Annotated in this window: 12 protein-coding genes; 3 read left to right on the plus strand and 9 right to left on the minus strand. The window is 28.6% G+C overall.

Annotation, left to right across the window (positions count from 1 at the left end):
- Nucleotides 1–8: 8 nt before the first annotated feature.
- Nucleotides 9–1115, plus strand: coding sequence for a M20/M25/M40 family metallo-hydrolase (locus KGF36_RS16600; RefSeq protein WP_227842765.1), 1107 nt, complete (start codon nt 9–11; stop codon nt 1113–1115).
- Nucleotides 1116–1400: 285 nt separating this feature from the next.
- Here KGF36_RS16600 and KGF36_RS16605 read toward each other — a convergent pair whose 3' ends face one another.
- The 8 genes from KGF36_RS16605 to KGF36_RS16640 form a co-directional block, all read right to left on the minus strand.
- Nucleotides 1401–2687, minus strand: coding sequence for a transcriptional regulator (locus KGF36_RS16605; protein WP_227830007.1), 1287 nt, complete (start codon nt 2685–2687; stop codon nt 1401–1403).
- A gap of 283 nt (nt 2688–2970) precedes the next feature.
- Entirely contained in the window at nt 2971–6093 is a 3123-nt protein-coding gene (locus tag KGF36_RS16610) for a bifunctional diguanylate cyclase/phosphodiesterase (RefSeq protein ID WP_227854901.1), read from the minus strand.
- A 388-nt stretch (nt 6094–6481) separates the two neighbouring features.
- Entirely contained in the window at nt 6482–7627 is a 1146-nt protein-coding gene (gene tnpB / locus KGF36_RS16615; RefSeq protein ID WP_227854902.1) for an IS200/IS605 family element RNA-guided endonuclease TnpB, read from the minus strand.
- Between the two features lie 220 nt (nt 7628–7847).
- Entirely contained in the window at nt 7848–8552 is a 705-nt protein-coding gene (locus KGF36_RS16620; protein ID WP_227830438.1) for a response regulator, read from the minus strand.
- Nucleotides 8543–10150 (minus strand): ATP-binding protein, encoded by a 1608-nt coding sequence (locus KGF36_RS16625; RefSeq protein WP_227830439.1) that lies wholly within the window; start codon nt 10148–10150, stop codon nt 8543–8545. Before KGF36_RS16625 ends, KGF36_RS16620 begins: the two co-directional genes overlap by 10 nt.
- A gap of 263 nt (nt 10151–10413) precedes the next feature.
- On the minus strand, nt 10414–11592 hold the full coding sequence (locus KGF36_RS16630; protein ID WP_227830440.1) for a hypothetical protein: 1179 nt from the start codon (nt 11590–11592) through the stop codon (nt 10414–10416).
- 228 nt (nt 11593–11820) lie between these two features.
- A complete protein-coding gene (locus KGF36_RS16635) occupies nt 11821–12315 on the minus strand; it encodes a threonine/serine exporter family protein (protein ID WP_227830441.1) in 495 nt (164 codons plus the stop codon).
- On the minus strand, nt 12316–13077 hold the full coding sequence (locus KGF36_RS16640; protein ID WP_227433654.1) for a threonine/serine exporter family protein: 762 nt from the start codon (nt 13075–13077) through the stop codon (nt 12316–12318).
- 689 nt (nt 13078–13766) lie between these two features.
- On the opposite strand from KGF36_RS16640, the gene KGF36_RS16645 reads away from it, so the two are divergent.
- Together KGF36_RS16645 and KGF36_RS16650 are read left to right on the plus strand one after the other, a co-directional pair.
- Nucleotides 13767–16601 carry a sigma-54-dependent transcriptional regulator gene (locus KGF36_RS16645; RefSeq protein ID WP_227830442.1) on the plus strand — a complete coding sequence of 945 codons (2835 nt, stop codon included), beginning with the start codon at nt 13767–13769 and terminating at the stop codon, nt 16599–16601.
- A 41-nt stretch (nt 16602–16642) separates the two neighbouring features.
- On the plus strand, nt 16643–17887 hold the full coding sequence (locus tag KGF36_RS16650; RefSeq protein ID WP_227854903.1) for a D-alanyl-D-alanine carboxypeptidase family protein: 1245 nt from the start codon (nt 16643–16645) through the stop codon (nt 17885–17887).
- Between the two features lie 549 nt (nt 17888–18436).
- On the opposite strand, the gene KGF36_RS16655 is transcribed toward KGF36_RS16650, so the two are convergent.
- The coding region (locus KGF36_RS16655) for a hypothetical protein (RefSeq protein WP_227854904.1) at nt 18437–18661 on the minus strand (225 nt) is incomplete at its 5' end.

The raw sequence follows: 18661 nt of genomic DNA on the forward strand, positions 1-18661 counted from the left end.
AATGATTTATGTTAAGTAAAAATAGACTTATAAATAATTTTATGGATATGGTTAGAATTGACAGTCCATCTAATCAAGAATTGGAAATGTCCAAGTGGATAGTAAACTATCTAAAAGAAAGAAATATAGACGCTATTATAGATGATGCTGGTGAAAAATATGGTGGTAATACGGGAAATGTCATCGCATATATAAAAGGCGAAGAAGGAAGTAGACCTCTTTGTTTATGTGCTCATATGGACCAAGTTCAACCTTGTTTAGGTGTAAATCCAATACTAGATGGTAACATAGTTAGAAGTGATGGGACTACCACACTTGGTGCAGATGACAAAGCTGGTATAGCCGCTATCCTTGAAGCTCTAGAACATGTTATTACAGAAAAAATACCACATAGAGATATATATCTATGTTTTACAATTTGTGAAGAAGCTGGTATGCATGGTGTTAAAAACTTTAACCCTGATAACTTACCTTGCAAGGATATGGTGATTTTAGATTCTGGTGGGGCTATTGGTTCTATAGCATATAAGGCTCCTGCACAGGAATCTATAAAAATCTCTTTTTATGGTAAAAAAGCACATGCTGGTATAGAACCTGAAAAAGGTATAAATGCTATATTGGTTGCCTCTCATGCAATAAGCAATATGCATATAGGTAGAATAGATTCTCTGACAACTTCAAACATAGGTAAAATAGAAGGTGGTGGAGCTACAAATATAGTAACTGATAAGGTTACATTAACTGCTGAAATCAGGTCTCATATCCCTGAAACTTTAGAATATGAACTTAATCATATGGAAAAATGTTGTTTAGATGCTGCATCTAAATTTAATACTACTTACACTTTTGAACATAATATGTCTTATCCAAGTTTTGAACTTAGTAGAGACAGTCATGTTTTTAAATTAAGTGAGGAAGCAATAAGACAAGTTGGTGTTGTTCCAAATCCAATGGTAATTGGTGGTGGGAGTGATGCAAATATACTAGCTAATCTTGGATATAACTGTGCTATATTAAGTTTAGGGATGTATGATGTACACACAGTTAATGAATATGTAAATATAGATGAATTATATGATACTGCTAAAATAGTTTATCATATGATTAAATTATAATTATTATATATTCTTCTAAATTAGCATATCATATGTTTAGATTATAGATATTAGATTCTACTTTTAAATCAGTCTATCATATGATTAAGTTAAATAATGAATTATAAAAAATTAATGATAAATTAGAGTACTATCACTCATATAAATACTTTTATACAGTATTACTCTTTAAATCTCATAATTAAAAACCTATGTATTTTCGACTCTATAAGTACTATCTTAAAAAGTTGATTTACATAGGTTTTAGTGTTTTATATGACACTTGATACAATCTTATATAATATTTTAAAACAATATCTCAGTAATATTCTTTGGTCTTCCTCCACCAATACTAGTTTCTTTAGCACATATTCTACCTAGATTTGCACTTACTATTTTATTCAGTATACGCCTTGCACTTCTTTCACTTACATTTAGATATTCTGCCAATTCTTTTGAATCGTAAATCTTACTTTTTCTATTTTCACTTATAGCTATGATTTTTGCTACTGATTCGCAACTCATCCCAGTTTTTTTAGATATTTCTATTATTTTTTCATCAGCCAATACTAGGGAGTAATTTAATTCATTTTCTGAGGCTAAAGGACCTCTTATATTTTCATCTTCATCTACTAAATATATACCAATCTCTTTTGAATCTATTGAATGTCTTAATGCTTTATGTGCATTATTTTCAGCTTGATATGCAGTTACTCCAGTACCAATCCCTATACTAAGAGAAAATCCCATGTCTTTTATATCTCTTTTTAGCTTAAATAATTTATCATAATTGTACTCATTATCAGCTACACCTTTATGAACAAATACTACATAATCATTTCTTCCAAACGAAAATAAAGAACCTTGAATACTTCTTGCATAGTTTACTACAAGCTTATCCATATCTGATTTTTTTATCATATCAGAATAATAGTTTTCTATCTTCTCTTTATAATCTATTAAACTCAATATTTCTACTGCAATTTGAGAAAATCTAGCCTCGCTTAGAGCATATTCACTCTTCACTTTTTCATAACTTTCTTTGATTAATTGTATAGTTGCTTGTAGGCGAAATACAGGATAACCTCTTTGCTTTAACTCATTGTACACTGCTCCAAAACCGGTTATCATTATCTCAGTCTTATTTTCTTCAAACAATTGTATATGCCACTTTGCAAGTTCAGATTCTCCTACTTCTACAGAAAATGGCCTACAAAATATACTTGTAGCTTCAATATCAAACTCTTTAAGTGCATCTTCTACAACATATCTATCAACTACATCTATACTAAATTTATCTAGCTTTATATTTGCACTCTTTATTGCCCAAAATGCTTTCATTATACTTGTCCCACTTCTTGGAACGAATGAATGTGGTTTACTTATTTCATATCTAGATTTTATAAACTCATAGACTCCACACCCTGTAAATATAATGGCATCACATTCATCTTCACATTTCGAAATAACTTCTACTGTATCTACTACTTTTTCTCTTACATATATTTTAGTTTCTAAATTGCTGTCTATCTGTTTTAAGTCTTCCTTTATCTTAAAGCCAGAGTCTGAAGGACCTATAATACCCACTATCATAAACTTCGCTCCTAATCCATCAATATTGTACTTGCTAAAAAAATTATAATGTCATTACTTTTTATTTTTTATTTAATTTATTATCTCACATTCTATATTTACGGTAAAGAACCTCTATACAAGCGTTTAGGGTAAAAATGTCTGAAAAATAAATTTTAAATACTATAAAGCCTATATATATTCAATCTTGAATTATTAATTGATTGAATATATACAGACTATCTTACATTTAATTTAGACAACCTATCACAGAATATATTATATTTAAATGAAGCATATTATTTTAAGTAGTTATTAGTTTACTATCTTGATGATTATAAAGTAAACTTTCAAAATCCCTACTTGGAATAGGCTTACAATAGTAATATCCTTGAATTACCACGCAATTTAAACTGGCCAAAAACTCTGCTTGCTCTTTTGTTTCTACACCTTCTGCAACTACATCCATTTTTAAGTCCTTAGCCATTGCTATAGTATGCTTTAAAACAATTTTTTCTCTTTCTGTAATTTCTTTTTCATTAAAAAATCCACAATCTATCTTTAATGTGTCAATATTTATATTTTTTAACATATTTAATGAAGAATATGCTGAACCAAAATCATCCATATTTAAAATAATACCATCTGTTCTAAGCTCTGCTATTATCTTGGCAAATAACTTTATATTTTTAATAAATAAGCTTTCTGTAAGTTCTAATTCAAAAAATGATTTTGGTATATTATATCTATTTATTAGACCTAAAACAATATATCTAAATTGAGGATTATACAAGTGTAATCTTGATACATTTACGGAAATAGGTACTGGATTCTGACCTAAGTTTATCCATTTTCTTATCAAAGCACATACTTGCTCCCATATATACATATCTAGTTTAATGATAAATCCATTCTTCTCAAATAGTGATATAAATTTATTTGGAGGTATTATACCTTTTTCTGGATGTATCCATCTAACTAAAGCCTCTGCTCCTATAATTTTATTTATTTCAAGATTATATTTAGGTTGTAAGTATACATGAAACTGTCCATTTTCCAATGCATATTCCATTTCTCTTTCCATCTGTTTTTCTTCAATTGCATCATTTCTCATAGCTTCATCATAAAACATATGATGATTTATGCTCTGCTTCTTTACATTTTTATGTGCATATCCTGCCATTTCACAGGCATTTGTAACTGATATATTATTATCCAGAATCCTATAAATTCCAAAGCATGGTATTAACATATACTCAAATTGCTTTGTACTTAAATTTTTTGTAATTTTATAAATTAATTTATCTACATCTTTATCCTGATAGCACTCATAAAAAATGCAAAACACATCTGCATACATACGACAACAGATTCCCTTAGAAGTAATATTTTTTTTAATCAGTTCTGCAATATATATTAATGCTCTATCTCCCTCTTGAATACCATAAATATCATTAATTACCTTGAACTTATCTATATCCATCATTATAGCAACATAATGTTTATCAGGATGTTTTTTAAGTAATAAGTTTGCTTGTTGACAAAAGTCTTCGTAATTATATAGCCCTGTCAATATATCTCTTTGTCTTTTACGTATTTGCATAATATGGTCTATATTTTTAATAGAAAGCAAAATATGTGTCTGATTTTCACCAAATTTATTTTTACTGATAACATTTAGGATACACATGGATGTCCAATAGTACCTTTTATCCTCTCCTAAACATCTACATTCAAAACTCAACTTTAAGTCCTCTTGCTTGTTATTTTTTGAATCATCAAGAAACTTTGAATAAAGATTAGAGTAAAATATAGCTCTATCATCAGGATGAACTATATAATTTCTAATGTATAAAAATGTTTTTTGTATATTCTCTTTTACAGAAATTTTAAAAATATTGTTTTCTGATTGATGGATTGGAGTAATTAAATTTTTCTCTAAGCAAATATCTAAGATAATATCATATGTATTATAAACTAGTTTTTCATAAGTTTTAGAATATCCATCACTTGTTATACTGTCAAAAGGTTCTTCCGTCTCTAAACTTTCATATGTAGATAAAATTCTTTTTTCTGAACCAGTTAAATTGTTTATCCCCTCTACTTTATTGCTCTTTAGTTTATTTTTTTCATAATATCTTTGCTTATCTTGATACATTCTCTCATCAGCAATTTTAGCCAAGCTATGTATATTTATACTATCTTCACTCCAAATACTTCCTATTGCTACACTATATACCCTAGTATCTTTAAACTCTTCACTTAACCAAGTAACCTTTTCTTCAAATAGTTGTTTTGAAATTTCCTCACATAATACAACAAACTCATCTCCACCAATACGATAAATATTATAGGAATGAAAGTATTTTTTTATAATTACACAGGTTGACACAATAGCAGAGTCGCCACTAGCATGTCCGAAGTTATCATTAATATCTTTTAATCCATTTATATCTATAAACACAACACCTATAGATTTAGCTTTATTGCTGTAAAAATTATCTATGTATTTAATATATTTATTTCTATTGTAAACCCCAGTCAAAAAGTCATAATAACTCATATGATTCAATTTATTTTCTACCTCTCTCTTTTTCATTTCAGTCAATAAAAAATAAGATAGAGAAGTCAAAAGAGATGTATCTTTAACAGCTCTCTTTGGATTATCAACTCCAATAAATCCAATAATTTTGTCATCTTGCTTTAATGAAGATGCTATTAAACTTTCAATATTTTGAGGTTTTAAAATTTCATACTCAATTGGTTGTGTTTCTTTTATATTTTCTATATTATCTAATATTATAAAACCTTTTTCATAAAATAATGAAAACCAATTTTTTAATGCTTCAATATCAATATCTTCAAGGAATTGTTTTTGTCCCTCAACGCCTTGATTGCACCATTCATATGTATTATTTATCTTTTTACCATCTGCGGACACTTCAAAAATATATGCTCTATCAGCCTTATGAAATTTCCCAATACTGCTTAATACAAGATTTATAGCATTTGAAAAATTAGTTTCTGTTATAAGATGTTTAATACACCCAACTAGTAATTCTTTTATTTCCAATTTTTCCTCTATCGACTTACTTATATTTTCCTTATCAGTAATATCAAGAGCTATTTCCAGTCGTGCAGTTTTACCTTCCCACTTAATTAATTTATCTTTTAATATAAAATGTCTATCTATTTCAGTGTTTGTATTTTCCCATATGTAATATTCATCATCTTTCAAAAAAGAGTTAGTACAAAATTCACAAGGAGAATCTCTCCCTTGTAATGCTTCATAACATTTTCTATGAGAAATATCATCAAGTCCTAGCACCCTTTTCCCATTTTTATTAATATATAAAAGTTCATATGTATCCAAGGAGGAAACATATATAATTTCATCTAATTCATCTACTAAATTTCTCACACTCATTTATGTATAACTCCTTTTATCCAATTTTTTAAATTCTTGAAACTATGTCAAGTTTTGCTATACCTTTGATGATGCTATTGTACTTTTTTATAAAAAAAAAGAATACAATAGCATCATCTTTTTTGACAAATAGAGCTCATCATTATATCACTCACCTAAGCTCTCTAAAACTTAAATTATCATAAATATCTTTTGCTGTACATACTATTTTTTTAATCTTCATATAATTCTTATTATTTGTCCCTTAACTTAGTCCTAAGCAAGTTTTATATTATAAGAATCATATTTTATGCTCATATCTTCATCCAATATATAATTGAACTACTCCACCTTAACTACCTTCGATAACGTTTGAAGGTGGAGATTCCTATTCGATAGTACTTTTGTACTAAGCATTCATAGGCTCTAAGGACTGTTCCATCCCCACTAATCTTAATCCTTCTTTTAGTATATTTACACTAGCATTTATATCTCTGTCATGCTGTGTATTGCACTTTTGACAAACCCACTTTCTAAGGGATAAGTTCTTTACATCTTTATTTCTATGAGCACATACACTACATAACTGACTTGATGGATATGTGTTTCCTATTACAGAAATTACTCTCCCATACCAAGTAGCCTTATACTCAAGTAACCTTCTAAATTCATACCAACTAACTTCACTTATTGCACCTGCTAATTTATGATTCTTAATCATATTACTCACTTTCAAATCTTCTAAACAAATTATTTGGTTTTCTCTAATTAGCTTAGTTGATATTTGATGTAGGTAATCTCTTCTTTGATTAGTTATTCTTTCATGTATCTTAGCTACTTTAATTCTTTGCTTATTCCAATTATTACTGAACTTCTTCATCTTTGATAATCTTCTTTGTTCCAATTTCAATCTATAGTTAGCTTTTCTTAACCATTTAGGATTGTTAAATATGCTTCCATTAGAACATATTGCAAAATCTTTTAAGCCTAAATCTATGCCAATATACTTATTAGATTCTTCTAATTGTTTTATGTCAACCTCACAACACATACTAACAAAATATTTACTTGTAGGTGTTTTTGATACAGTAGCATTTAATATTCTACCATTTATATTTTGAGTCACTTTAGCCTTAACCCATTTCAATTTTGGTAGCTTAATTAGATTATCCTTAATAGTTATATTATTATTTACACACTTACTTTCAAAACTTCTTTTAGGATTTCTTTTACTTTTGAACTTTGGAAATCCTTGATTATTACCCTTTTTAAATTCTCTAAAGAAGTTTTTATATGCACTATCTAAATCATCAATGGTAGCTTGCAAACTAGTTGAATCAACTTCTTTAAGCCATTCATATTCTTCTTTAAGTGATGGAAGTTTTTTAATTAAATCATACTTTGAATGTGATTTACCTTCCTTTTCGTATCTTTCTTTTTGAAGTGCTAACATATGATTATACACAAATCTTGAACATCCAAAAGATTTTTCTATTGTTTCTTTTTGAGTTTGATTTGGATATATTCTAAACTTAAAAGCTTTCATCTGTATCATTTCTTCACCTCCTTTTAATTTATATTACAGGCTTACATCTCCACCCTACTTATATTGAGGATGGAATATTTCGCCTATCTTTGATAAAAAGATAAAAATAGCCATGCAAGTATAATATTAATAGGCTGTCTTTCCTCCTACTTATTATAGAACACATGGCTATTTGTATTTAGTTAAAATACTACTACTAGTTTAGATTCTAATACTTTTAATTTGATACTTATTCATCTGTCATACGATATCCTACTCCTACTTCAGTCAAAATATACTCTGGTTGAGCAGGATTTTTTTCAATTTTTCGTCTTATACTTGCCATAAAAACTCTAAGAGATTGGTTTTCGCTTTCATAGTAATTACCCCAAACCTTATCTATTATAAATTTATGTGTTAAAACTCTCCCTGAATACTTAGACATTAATTCAACAAGTTTATATTCAATTGGAGTTAAGTGTATCTCCTCGCCATTAATAGATACAGCATGCTTTTCATAATCTATCTTTAGATTTTTAACCTCAAAGGTTGTAGGAACATCACTATTTATCTTACCTTGTTGAACTTTATTTCTAAGGGCCACACGCACTCTAGCCAAAAGTTCTGTTACACTAAAAGGTTTCGTCAAATAATCATCTGCTCCACCATCTAAAGCCTCAACTTTGTCTCTCTCGTGTTCTCTTGCTGAAACAACAATTATTTTATTATTTTTAGCACAAGCCCTAACTCTACCTATTACCTCAATTCCATCAATATCTGGTAAACCTAAATCTAAAATTATTAAATCTGGGTCAAGAGAATGTATAAGTGATATAGCTGTGCCTCCATTGTCAGTTTCTACACATCTATAGTTTTGAGTTTCCAGAGACACTTTTATAAATTTACAAATTGGTCTATCGTCTTCCACAATTAAAACCAACGGTTTTACTTCCATTCGTCTTTCACCTCCCCTTTATCTAAAGGTATACTAAATCTAAATGTGGCTCCTCCAGAAGGATTATTAAAAGCAATAATTTCTCCACCATGAGCTTGTACTATAGACTTACATATTTCTAAACCAAGACCAATCCCTCTTCTTTCAAGATTTCTTGCTTTATTCTTTGTATAAAATCTATTAAATATATTCTTAATATCTTCACTTGGTATTCCTTTTCCGTTGTCTGCCACTTCAAATAATACATTTTCAGCTTCTTTACTTACAGTTAATTCTATCTTAGAATTTTTAGGTGTATGTCTTATAGCATTGTCAATTAAGTTTACTAAAACTTGCTCTATCAATAATACATCCACATGAACTATTATTATTTCATCTGGTATATTGGTTTGTATCTCTCTACTATTGGCAAATTTTTTAACTCTTAGTATAGATTCCGCAATTATTTCATCTACAACCTCTGGACGTTTTTCAATATCCAATTTTCCTTCATCTATTCTGGTCATACTAAGTATATTCTCAACAGAGTGAGTCAACCAACTTGTATCTTCATATATATTTTTTAGTAGCTCTACTCTAGTTTCTTTATCTATTACATCATCATTTTCAAGTATAGTTGAAGAAGAACCTAGTATGCTTGTAAGTGGAGTTCTCAAATCATGAGAAATTGATCTAAGCAAGTTTCCTCTTAACCTCTCTCGTTCTGTTTCAAGATTAGCTTTTTTATTCTTTTCAAATAGATTTTCTCTATCAATTGCTAATGCAACTTGTGTTGAAACTGCTTCTAACAATATCTTTTCATTTTCCGTAATAATATCAATTTTAAAACATGCAATACCTATAACACCAAGAACATTGGATTCTTGACCTTTTATAGGAAAATAGTAAGCACTACTATTTTTACAATATTTTGTTCCAATCCCAACTGGCACACCTGTTCTAAAAGCCTCTTTTATAGCTTCCTTTTCTAATACTGAATAGAATATATTCTCACTTCCGTCATTATTACAAATATAAATACTTGGCTTACCTAGATTATTATCACCATCTGCAATAGTTACTATAACAGTTCTATTTAACATGTTTACCAAATTAGACCCACAAAATTCAATTATTTGATTTTTATTTTTTGCTTTAAGAAGTGTTTTATTATTTTCATAAAGCAATCTTATCATTTTCTCTCTTTTATGAGAAAGTCTTACTTCTTTTTTTATTCTAGAAGTTAAAGTACTTGTTATAATTGCTGCCAAAAGCATAATACAAAAGGTCATTGGATAATCTTTTCTATAAGCTATAAAAGTATATAATGGGTGTGTAAAGAAAAAATTAAATGATAGCACTCCTATTACTGAAGAAAGTATTCCAAAAAAATACCCATGTGTTATACTTGTAGCAAATAATACACCTAATATATACACTAAAATAATATTAGATTCATTAAAACCTACTTTTTTAAAAGCTACTGATATTCCAGTAGCAATTATCATAACCAATATAGTTTTTATAAAGTCCTTAATAATTATTTTCTTACTGAGATAGTCATCTTCATCATAATCATACTCTTTTAAGTCCTCATGATGTAGTCGTTCTTTTTTCATTTACTACAATTCCTCCTTATTGTTACTGTTTAAATTGACTCTAATGTATATAATACAATTTTATCATAATAAATTCAATCAATACATTTAATTAATACCTTCAAATTACTAAAAGGTGCTGTCTTAAAATGAAAATAAATCTCTATTTCAAAACAGCACCTTTATATATTTAAATCACTAATTTAATTTTTACATATTTAAATTGTTAGTTCAATTCAATCTAATAAATTATAATATCTTAATATTTGATTTTTAAAACATTCCTATCCGACAAGCATAAATATAAAGTGGGCACATACACCTGCACATAAACCACCTATTGTATGCGAAAGAATCGCTTTACCAGCTAATGGTCTTGCATCTAAAGCATCCATCATACCAATGTGTGTACTTAAATATCCACTCCAACACATACCCATTGCTGTAAATACTGCTATATCATTAGGAGTTATAGCACCTGATTTTATGAATTCTGGTACTAGAGATATTGCTGCTCCAACAGCACCTAATGCAGTTACAGGGAATGCTATTGCTTCTGGTGAAGTAAATCCAAATAATGGTTCTATTATAAAACTGATTTTGTCACCAATAGCAGGTAATAATTTTATACCTTCATATGCAGCTCCTGTGTAAACAGCTTGACCTGTAGCAGGGTCTGTAGATGGTCCAAAAGTTAATAACATAACTAATGTACAAACTACTAAAACTCCTGGTATTATAGCCATACCCATTTCAACACCTAGCTTACCACCTTCAAGTATAGCATCCAATGTTCTTTGGAATACATTACCATCTCTTATTTCTCTAAACTCTTCAATCTTTGCACTGTTTACACTTGCTTGTTTGTCATTATCACTTTTAGGGTCATAATTATAATACTTTTTAGTAAAAGTCAACATAATTCTAACACTAATAATACTACCTATTATTGCTCCAACGTTACCAATTATAGCTGGTAATACATATTCTTTACCTTGAGCTATCATGAAAGTTGTTACAATAAGTCCCATACCAAAAGCTGTTCCTAAGTTACATAAAGCAGGTATTTGATATTTTTTAAAGTATTGTGTAAATGTTTTGTCTTTAGCGAATGGTATAATAGCTGGGTTATCAGATAAATAAGTTGCCACTACTCCTGCTATACTAGCACCAGGTAACCCCCATATAGGTCTCATAAGGCCCTTAAATATCTTATTTACTAAAGATATTACTCCAAATTCTGAAAGTAATGCACTAAGTGCACCTGCAAGGACTGCCATTGCCATTATCAAAAATACTGTGTCTAGTAAAAGTGCATGTGCCGTGCTCATTATTACTTTGAACATCATTCCTGCACCCATGATACTGCCTACATAGCCAAATCCTACCGCCAAAAGTACAATAAATACGAAGGTTTCCATACTTACTGCCTTGACTCTCCTCTTATCTGACAGCTTCTCCATTTTGATTTTCCCCCTTTTTAATTTAGAATTAAGGTTTCTACATTAATACAAATTTGTTAATACAAAACAAGTTCTAAAACTTACATCTGTGATTCAAGTTGTCGGTTTGTTGAAATAAAAAACCGTGACTGATATTATAACAATAAGAATATCTAATTTAATAAAAGATATTCTTATTCTATTTTATGTTATTATATTATCACCCTTTGGTATAAAAGTCAATTTTTTCTATTTCTGTGGTTTAATTTTATTTATGCTCTTCTTATATTTTTTATTATCTTTTATCTTCGAAACTATTCCATACAGATTAACTCTTCTAAATACTGTAGTTATAAATACTAACCCCAATGCAATCGAACTTGCACAAGATAATGTACTTACCCCATACTCTACTGCCTTAATATAGTCATTAGTTAAAACAGAATACATAGTGTTATATATTCCATAACCTGGTACTAAGATTATGAGACAACAAACACTTAAAGTTGTCGATGGAGTCATATAAATCCTAGCACATAATTCACAGTATATTGCAAAACATACTGTAGCTATAAAAAAACACAGGTTTACTGATACACCCATATTCAAACAAAACTTATACGAAAACCAAGCTATACTTCCACCTACACCTGATATTATCAAGTTTTTTCCCTTCATATTAAATAAGACTCCAAAACTTAAGGCTGTAAAAAAAGCTGCTACTACTTCTATAAACAATTTCATTTATATACCCCCTAACTTGAAGTATAATCCTAGTACCAAAAACATTCCTACTGCTATGGATACACCTACAAAAAATACTTCTGCCAACTTTGCAAGACCAGATATCAATTGACCATCTAACAAGTCTCTTAACGCATTAGTTAAAGCAAGTCCTGGAACCAAAAGCATTATTGCTCCTGCTATTAAATGGTCCATAGTCTTTATAAATCCAAGTTTTAGAATCACAATAGAACAAAAAGCTATAACAACTGCTCCTATCGCATTTACAAAAAAATCGTTTAGTGATGACTTATTTAGGTACATAATAACAAATTTAGTCATTATTCCCACCATAAACGCAGCTATAAATTCTTTTAAATCTCCTCCAAATAATATAGAAAAAGTTGCTGCTGCAATACCTGCAAAAATTATTGTTACTATATCTGAATAATAATTATCTTCACTTATCTCATCTAAAATCCTCTCACATAACTCAATATCTAAATTATTTATACTGATTGCTCTTGATAATGAGTTAACTTCATGAACTAAGTTTAGGTCTACCCTTCTTGAACTTATTCTTTTAATTGCTGAATGTAGTTTCCCATCTACAAAAACAGATGCCATTACAGCCGTTGGAGTTGCAAACACATCTACATGCTCTATACCAAAAGATTGGCATATTCTACTTATCGTTTCTTCAACTCTATAAGTTTCTCCTCCACTTTGCAACATAGCTTTACCTGCATTTGAGGAAAAGTTTAAAATTCTATCTATATCCACAAAACATATCTCCCATTCTTTTATAATATTATTCATATTTTATTACAATACATTAATTATTTAAAACTATTTTAAATAATTAATATCCAACATTTAGATTTTATGAAAAAATTTGTTTTTTATGCTTGTCAAAAATAAATTATAAAGTTATTTACACCATAAAATGGCTGAATTAATATTTCATAGACACTTTCAACCATTGATATATAACTGCTTTAAATTTTACAAGCTTATTTTTCTTTTCATTATTTTTGTTTCAATAAAAAATTCTCTCTCCATTTACTCTTCATTTTACCAATTCTTCATTAAATACTTTAAAAACTACTACAATTGACGATTTACAATAACTATAATTTTAAATCTGTACACTTTTAAATTGCTCATAACCTAATAATTAGTTTATGTATATTTAAGTAATTAGTTTTTATATATTTATATGAACATTAGATAAAAGTGCTACATACATTACAAAATTTATACTTATCTAATATAACAACATAATACCTTATGTAAATCCATAAAAATCCATATCTCATATAAATGCAACTATTATTTTAACACCAACTACTACACAAAACAACATATTAAAAAGTAAAATACAAAATATCCACTATAAACCTTATTTTAATATTAAATATATTATATAATATATTTAATATAACTTAAATATAAAGAAAGGGGGTACTATAATGTTAAGAAAAGATAAAGTTTTATTATCACTACATAAGTTATGTAATAATATAACTTTAAAAGACCTACAATCAGAGAAAACAGGATTTACTACTCTTGAAGTTGCTAACAATTCATCTCTTGATAGAAGTAATACTAGTAAAGAATTAAATAATCTATATAATGAAAAGAAAGTTGTAAAAATATCTGGTAAACCTATTTTATTTTTACATGCTGGTATTATTGAAAATTTGATTGGTCGTACCTTAAATAGCTCAGAATATTCTATAAGAAATTGTAATGAACTATTTAAATCAACTAAAAATGATTCAGAAGATGTCTTCTCAACATTACTTGGACATGATTCTAGCCTTAAATTAGCTATAGAAAAAGCTAAATCTGCCATACTTTACCCTCCAAAAGGTCTTAATACATTGCTTATAGGGCCTACTGGTGTTGGAAAAAGTACATTTGCTGAAACAATGTACAAATATGCTATAGAAAGCAAAGTATTTTCTTCTGAAAGTAAATTTGTAGTATTTAACTGTGCTGAATATGCAGAAAATGCTAACTTACTTCTTAGTAATTTATTTGGTTATGTTAAAGGTTCTTTTACTGGTGCTAATAAGGATAAATTTGGGATAGTTGCACAGGCTAATGGTGGTATATTGTTTTTAGATGAAATACACAGATTACCCCCAGAAGGCCAAGAGATGCTTTTTCTTTTGATGGATAAAGGTATATACAGACGATTAGGAGAATCTGATGTCGTACATAGAGCTACAGTCTTTATTGTGTGTGCTACAACAGAAGATATACAGTCTTCCTTACTTGGAACTTTTCTAAGAAGAATTCCTGTTACAATTAATCTACCTGCTTTACAGGATAGGTCCTTAAAAGAAAGATTATCTCTCATTAAATATTTCTTTATTGTAGAATCTAAATATACTAATGCAACTATAAGAGTTCATAAAGACGTAATTAAATCATTACTACTTTATGATTGTTTTGGTAATATAGGTCAACTTAAGTCTGATATACAACTTATGAGTGCAAGAGCATTTTTAAATTATAAGACTGAACTAAAAGACAACATAGAAATAGACTTATCTCTTGTTCCTGACTATATTTACACTGGTCTTTTAAAGTTGAATGAAAATCGCAGTAATTTAAATAAATTATCAGAGCTTGATTATATGCTTTTTTATGAATTCAATGGTAACAACTTAGAGGTCGAATATACAAAAGAACTATCTAAATACAATATAGATACATCAAACAATGGATTTAGATACTCTACAGAGATTCCTTATCTAGAAAATGATATAAGGAGTATGTTTATAAATTACATGGAGAAATACTCTACAAAATTACTTTCAGTATCATCAGTAACTCATTCTGATTATACAAGTAATGAGATTTTTAAAGTAATCAACCCAAAGATTTACTATGCTGTTGAACACTCTTTAAAAGAGGCTGAAAAAATCTCTAGAAATAAATATACAAAACAAACTTATGTTGCTCTTTCAATGCATATAAGTGCTCTTATAGAAAATATAAACCAGGATACATATAATCCTAAGTACAATCTATATAATGATAAAATTTTCTTAGAAAAAGATTTAAATATAGCTAAAATAGTTTTAAGTATAATTGAAAACGACCTACAGATATCTTTACCCAAGGATGAAGTAAAATTTATATCTATGTTTCTAAATAGTACATACCTTGAGCCTAATAATCACTCTGAAAGTATTGGAGTTATAATACTTGCTCATGGAAATTCAACAGCTAGCAGTATGTGTGATGTAGCCAATTCACTACTTGGTACAAACCATTGTAATGCAATTGATATGCCTTTGGATGTGAAAGTAAGTACTATACTTGACAAAGCTATAGAATTGGTAAAAGAATGTGATGAAGGTAAGGGGGTACTCCTTTTAACAGATATGGGCTCTCTTATAGCTTTTGGAGAACTTATTTCAGAAAAAACAAAGATTAAAACACGCTCTATTGAAATGGTGTCTACTCCAATAGTTTTGGAGGCAGTAAGAAAAAGTACTCTACCAGAAATGACCTTAGATGAGTTAGCTAACTCTTTAAGTTCTTTAAATCCATATATTGGACGAGCTGCAATTGACTCATCAGAAATAAATTATCCTGAAAAATCGAGAGATTATGCTATAATAACTACTTGTATAACAGGTTATGGTTCAGCTATGAAAGTTGCAGACTTTATAAATTCTTCGCTAAAAAATATCAATAAGTACAATATTAACTTAGTTCCTCATAATATAGAGAGTTTTAAAATGTATAGGAATAAATTTAGTAATACTAAAATTTTAGCAGTTGTTGGTAGTGTAGACTTTAATGTTGCTAACACTCCATTTATACACATAGAAGAACTTCTAAATGGATATGGCCTTGATATGTTAAACAAGATAATAGAAGGTACATTCAATGCCAATATTATCACTAATATAAAGGAAACAAATCTATCATATAACAGCTTAATAATAAACTTCATGTCTCAGAACTTAGAATTATTGGACTCAGTTAAATTATTCAACTATGTTAATTCATCATTATTTTCAATAATAGAATTAATAGACGAAGACCTTAAGAGTAAATTTAAACTTGGATATATACTACACTGCTCTTTTATGATAGAAAGATGTTTTAAAAATACAACTTTTCCATATAATAACATTACTGAGTTAATTGGTAAAAATTATAAATTATATGAATTAATACGAGAAGCTTTTAAAACAACTGAAGCTTACTTTAATATTTCGATACCAGATGAGGAAATTGCTTATATAATAGATATGATTAATGAATATCTAAATAAATAGAGCCTATAGTTCCTATCTTGCGCACATAATTAGTATATGAAATGGAGGATGAAATTTTGAAAAGAAAAGTAAAACTTTTAGCAATACTTGCATTAATTTTTACATTTATAACACCTGGATTCTCATTTGCAGATAATCCACCAGTCCCAAATTCTTCAAGGGCAGCATTGCTTATAGACCAAAATACTAGAAGAATATTATTTGAAAAAAATAGCGACGAAAAAATGCCTCTAGCTAGCTTAAGTAAGATGATGACATTTTTACTTGCAATAGAAGCAGTAGATAAGAATCAAGTTAAACAAACTGATATAGTAAAAATAGACAAGTCTACAGCTTCTGTTGGAGGTTCTACTTGTAAGCTTAAAGATGGCGATGAAATACCTCTAGGGGAGCTTATGCAAGGTCTTATGCTTGTTTCTGGAAATGATGCTGCTATGGCCATAGCGAAATACATTGGTAAAGATGAAAAGAATTTTGTAGATATGATGAATAAGAAAGCTGAAGAAATAGGAATGCATGATACGTATTATTTTAATCCAAATGGTCTTCCTAGATATACTGACCCAGAACGTAAAGAGCCTCCTATCGAGAACATATCAACAGCTCATGATATAGTTACTCTTGGAAAGTATATGTATGACCATTATGAAAGTCAGGTTACTAGAATAACTACTATGCAAGTTTATAATGATACTAAAAAGGATTTTACACACTACAATACAAATCCTCTACTTGTTTCAGTTCCTGGTGTTGATGGAATAAAGACAGGTTATACAGATAATGCTGGATATTGTTTTGCATTTTCTATGATGGTACCTAAAGATGCTAAAAATGAAAGAAATCATAGATTAATAGGTGTTGTACTTGGTGATGGTAATAAGAAGAATAGAATTTCTTCTTCTGCTAGCTTATTGAAGTATGGTAAAGACAATTTCCATTCTAAAAAAATAGCTCATAAGGGGGATACTATAGAAACTCCTTGTGTTGATGGTATTGATGATTTTAAGATAAAAGTTAAGGTAGATAAAGATTTATATGGTGTTGTTTCAGATAATGAGAATATCAATCCTAAGATAGTGTTTAAGAGTATGAGTTATCCTATCAATAAGGGAGATATTGTTGGTGTTGCAAAGTATTATAATGATTCTGGTAAGTTTGTTGGAAGTGTTAATGTGAGAAGTGAAAGCAATATAGGGTGTATTCCTTTGAAGGACAAGATTAAGATTAAGGTCGCTAAGATAAATAGAGAGCTTGAAGGCAGAAATTCTGTTTGTTTTAAGGCTTAGTGCTTAGATAAAAGTTAAGAGATTGAATGAAAGTTGAAAATTATGGAAAGCTCCACTGTATGGTGGGGTTTTTTGTTGTTGTGTTTTTACAAAAAAATTAAAATAGTGGCAACAATTGAGGATGTGAGGGAGAGTTGCCACTATTTTGTATAGGGTATTATATTATGTTTTTAAGCTAGTTTTACTATCTTCTATATTTATATAATAACTCTTGTGTGTGAATTTAATAGAGAATTCATATGAATATTATGTGAAGTTTTATAATTATTTTGAAAGTAGATTAAAATGACTACACTTTCATATTGATTAAACTAGTTTAGATACATGTTTGTTTTAAATCTCCTAAGTAATGTTTATCAGTATATACTTTTGTATTTTTAGGATTCCTTAAGTAAATTTATACATCTTTCTTAAAAAATTATTATATTCATAAACAATAAAAATTACATTCTCTAAATTACAATTAGTCTGCTAAATTAGTTCCATTTACAATGATGTTCTGGACAAAATACTATTATTAATATTTTTAATAATAATAAAATATTAAAATTATTTAACTAAATTAGTGAACTTGACTATTAATCGACCAATTGTTGATATAGGACTTGAAGTATCTTCTTCTACTTTATACGTTTTTCCATTTTCTAATCCTGTTATTGATGTTCCTGTTAATGCTGCTTTATCTGCTTCTTCTCCTAATGTTCCATCTGCTTTAGTATATTTTACATTTCCATCCATTGTTACTTTATAGATTTTTCCACTAGTTAATCCTGT

The sequence above is a fragment of the Clostridioides sp. ZZV14-6009 genome (assembly GCF_020658095.1).
Lineage (GTDB): Bacteria > Bacillota > Clostridia > Peptostreptococcales > Peptostreptococcaceae > Clostridioides.

What these genes read in the sequence shown, in the direction of transcription:
- KGF36_RS16610 (WP_227854901.1), bottom strand. Translation starts at nt 6,093, where the DNA reads ATGAGTGTGAGAAATTTAGTAGATGAATTAGATGAAATTATATATGTT.
- KGF36_RS16635 (WP_227830441.1), bottom strand. Translation starts at nt 12,315, where the DNA reads ATGAAATTGTTTATAGAAGTAGTAGCAGCTTTTTTTACAGCCTTAAGT.
- tnpB (WP_227854902.1), bottom strand. Translation starts at nt 7,627, where the DNA reads ATGATACAGATGAAAGCTTTTAAGTTTAGAATATATCCAAATCAAACT.
- KGF36_RS16630 (WP_227830440.1), bottom strand. Translation starts at nt 11,592, where the DNA reads ATGGAGAAGCTGTCAGATAAGAGGAGAGTCAAGGCAGTAAGTATGGAA.
- KGF36_RS16645 (WP_227830442.1), top strand. Translation starts at nt 13,767, where the DNA reads ATGTTAAGAAAAGATAAAGTTTTATTATCACTACATAAGTTATGTAAT.
- KGF36_RS16625 (WP_227830439.1), bottom strand. Translation starts at nt 10,150, where the DNA reads ATGAAAAAAGAACGACTACATCATGAGGACTTAAAAGAGTATGATTAT.
- KGF36_RS16650 (WP_227854903.1), top strand. Translation starts at nt 16,643, where the DNA reads ATGGAGGATGAAATTTTGAAAAGAAAAGTAAAACTTTTAGCAATACTT.
- KGF36_RS16605 (WP_227830007.1), bottom strand. Translation starts at nt 2,687, where the DNA reads ATGATAGTGGGTATTATAGGTCCTTCAGACTCTGGCTTTAAGATAAAG.
- KGF36_RS16620 (WP_227830438.1), bottom strand. Translation starts at nt 8,552, where the DNA reads ATGGAAGTAAAACCGTTGGTTTTAATTGTGGAAGACGATAGACCAATT.
- KGF36_RS16600 (WP_227842765.1), top strand. Translation starts at nt 9, where the DNA reads ATGTTAAGTAAAAATAGACTTATAAATAATTTTATGGATATGGTTAGA.